This window comes from Microcoleus sp. (assembly GCF_049646505.1).
Taxonomy (GTDB): Bacteria; Cyanobacteriota; Cyanobacteriia; order Cyanobacteriales; family Microcoleaceae; genus Microcoleus.
In genome coordinates this window covers 1-3,233 of record NZ_JBARVX010000158.1, presented here as the reverse complement: position 1 = coordinate 3,233, position 3,233 = coordinate 1, and the positions used below count along the sequence as shown (strand labels likewise).

The 3,233-nt window shown below is 44.9% G+C and carries 3 protein-coding genes; all 3 read left to right on the top strand.

The annotated features are described in order from the left end of the window. Positions 1 to 63: 63 nt before the first annotated feature. Positions 64 to 798, top strand: coding sequence for a phosphoadenylyl-sulfate reductase (locus WBA89_RS08525; protein ID WP_333419719.1), 735 nt, complete (start codon positions 64 to 66; stop codon positions 796 to 798). A gap of 329 nt (positions 799 to 1,127) precedes the next feature. After that, the gene (locus tag WBA89_RS08520) at positions 1,128 to 2,045 is read left to right on the top strand and encodes a class II fructose-bisphosphate aldolase (protein ID WP_424405594.1); all 918 of its coding nucleotides are present in this window, start codon (positions 1,128 to 1,130) and stop codon (positions 2,043 to 2,045) included. Between the two features lie 479 nt (positions 2,046 to 2,524). After that, on the top strand, positions 2,525 to 3,233 hold a 709-nt coding region (locus WBA89_RS08515; protein WP_424405592.1), incomplete at its 3' end, for a Tex-like N-terminal domain-containing protein.

The window sequence follows — 3,233 nt, the reverse complement described above, 5'->3', positions numbered from 1 at the left end:
GATAGATACTGCGATCGGCTATAATCAGGGGCTAGAGGAAAAGAACACTGAAAACCCGAAAATATGGTTGCCATCCAAAGAAATCTCAACATTGCCGCCCTTGAAGCAGAATACAGTCAAAAAACACCCAGAGAAATTATCAAATTTGCCCTAGAAAATTTTGACAATATCTCAATTTCTTTCAGCGGTGCCGAGGACGTAGTTCTGATCGACATGGCCTCGAAAATCACCAAAAACTTCCGCGTTTTCACTTTAGACACCGGACGATTGCACTCAGAAACATATCAGTTTTTAGATGCCGTCAGAAAACATTACGGCATTAAGTTAGAAGTAATGTTTCCCGATGCAGCAGAAGTACAAGCCCTAGTAGATGAAAAGGGATTGTTTAGTTTTTATGAAGACGGTCACAAAGAATGCTGTGGCGTGCGAAAAGTCAAGCCGCTGCGCCGGAAATTGAATACCCTCGATGCTTGGATTACAGGTCAGCGCAAAGACCAAAGTCCCAGTACCCGCAACGGTATTCCGGTGATTGAAGTTGACGGTGCTTTTTCAACTCCAGACCATGAATTAATTAAATTCAACCCCTTAGCCAATTGGTCTTCGGCAGAAGTTTGGGAATACATTCGTGCTTTGGAAGTGCCTTACAATAAGTTGCACGAACGCGGTTTTGTCAGCATTGGTTGCGAACCTTGTACAAAACCGGTATTGCCAAACCAACACGAACGCGAAGGTCGTTGGTGGTGGGAAGAATCGACGATGAAAGAGTGCGGCTTGCACGCTGGTAACGCACAAAAATAGTAAGTTAATTATCGCGTTTCTTAATTAGATGAGGTACAAAAACGATCCCCCCTAGCCCCCCTTAAAAAGGGGGGAACCGGAAAAGCCCCCCTTTTTAAGGGGGGTTGGGGGGATCGATCGCCCCGTACCTCGGCAGACAGAGAAATGTCATAGTAGGTGCTCTTCTGAAGAGCACCTTACCCAAGAATTCGCTACAAATAGTAGGGTGTTCGGCAGAAGAGTACCTTACGCAAGAATTCACATTTACAAGAAATAAAAATTAAGATGAGCTGGCAACCGAACTTTGATAGGATGAGAAACATTCAGAAATGTTTTTAAGTCAGGTACTTATGCTCGCCTCAACTAGCGAATTGCTGAACACTGCCCGGAGAAACGCTTATGCGATCGGCGCTTTTAACGTGTACAATCTCGAAGGAGTAAAAGCCGTCATCGATGCCGCCGAAGCGCTGCAAAGTCCTGCGATGCTGCAACTTCATCCCAGCGCCCTAAAATACGGAAAATCGCCTTTAGTCGCGCTTTGCATGGAAGCCGCGCGCAAGTCTGTAGTGCCGATCGCAGTACACTTAGATCACAGTACCTCAGAAAAAGATATTCACCTCGCCCTAGCCGCCGGCATCAAGTCAATTATGGCTGACGGTTCTCCTTTGTCCTACGAACAAAACTTAATATTTACTCGCAAAATGACTGAATTATCCCACGCTAACGGTGCGGTGGTTGAAGCAGAAATCGGCAGAATTAGCGGTACGGAAGATGGTTTGACAATCGAAGAAAAAGCGGCTAAAATGACCGATCCAGTGGAAGCAGTCGAGTTTATTCAAGCAACTAAGGTGGATTTTCTGGCGGTAACAATTGGCAACGTTCACGGCAAATATTTCAGCGAACCGAAACTCGATTTTCCGCGTTTGGCAAAAATCCGAGCTTCTGTTTCGGTGCCGTTGGTGCTGCACGGCGCTAGCGGTTTGCCGGAATCGACGATCAATCAATCTATTACATTAGGCGTATCTAAGTTTAATGTGAATACGGAAGTTCGCGATGCTTATATGGAGGTGTTGAAAACTAGCAATTCTTTGTCAGACCCGGATTTGTTGGAAGTTATGCAAAAGGCGATCGATGCTATGCGATCGGTGATTTCTGGTAAACTGCAACTTTTTGGTTCTGCGGGTAAGGCTTATTTGCATCAGTCGCCTTACGCGGATGAATTGACTGCAAATAGTGTTAGCAATCAACTCAAAAAACTGGCGGTTTAAACCGCGTTCGTATAAACAAAACCCGATCTGAGAGGGGTTGAAGAAATGGCGGTGGAAACAGTAACAATAAAGATGAAGATGAAGAAAAGATGCGGGTTTTGCCTCGATCTTCTGGCTTCGATCGGAGATTGTTAGCTGAAGCCGCCCCTATCCGAACCAAAAACTTGCACTGCGATCGGCATTCCTCAACTGATTGTTTGATAACTTGACATCAATCTCTCCCAAGTTTATGCTAAGATTACTTTAATACCAATTTCATAAAGTAGCGCTAGATATTACCCCCCCAACCCCCCCTTATTTCGGGGGGGGAGTGGGGGGGTAGTAGCACATATGAAAGAAAAATGGTATAATACTGCTAAGTAGATGGGTAACAATAAAGATTAGATGAAGAGAAGAGGGCGGGTTTTGCCTTCATCATTCTGGCTTCTATCAGAGATTGTTAGCTGAACCTGCCCCTACTTAAACCAAAAATCTGCACTATGCTCAACATTCCTCAACTGATTGCTCGAGAACTTGACATCAATCTCTCCCAAGTCAATAATGCTCTGGAACTTTTCGCCGAGGGCGCAACTATTCCGTTTATTGCCCGCTACCGCAAAGAACGCACGGATTTGTTGAATGAAATTCAGTTGCGGGATATTTCCGATCGCTTTACTTATTTGACGGAAATTGAAGACCGCAAAAAGTCGATTTTGGAGACGATCGCCTCCCAGGGGAAACTCACGGAGGAATTGCAAGCTAAAATTGAATCGTGCTTGCAAAAAAATGAACTCGAAGACCTTTATTTGCCTTACAAACCGAAGCGGCGGACGCGGGCGACAATTGCTAGAGAAAAAGGTTTGGAACCGCTGGCAATTTTTATTAAGTGTCTGAACTTGCCAACGGCTCAACCGGCCGATATCGCAGCGGAAGCTAACAAATATGTATCGGAAGAAAAGGGCGTAAAAACTGCTGAAGAGGCTCTTAAAGGTGCTGGGGATATTTTGGCTGAGGCTGTTTCAGAACAAGCTGAATACCGAGCTTATTTGCGAGATTTTTTGATGAAAACTGGGGTGTTTGTATCGAAAATTAAAGATGATTTCCCGGAAGGAAGCACTAAATTTGAAATGTACCGCAATTACCAAGTTGCTGCGAGAAATGTTCAGTCTCACAATATGTTAGCGCTGTTTCGCGGGGAAACGGAGGGGG

Bases quoted from the DNA above. Each gene is read 5' to 3' on its own strand.
- WBA89_RS08525 (WP_333419719.1), top strand. From the start codon at position 64: ATGGTTGCCATCCAAAGAAATCTCAACATTGCCGCCCTTGAAGCAGAA.
- WBA89_RS08520 (WP_424405594.1), top strand. From the start codon at position 1,128: ATGCTCGCCTCAACTAGCGAATTGCTGAACACTGCCCGGAGAAACGCT.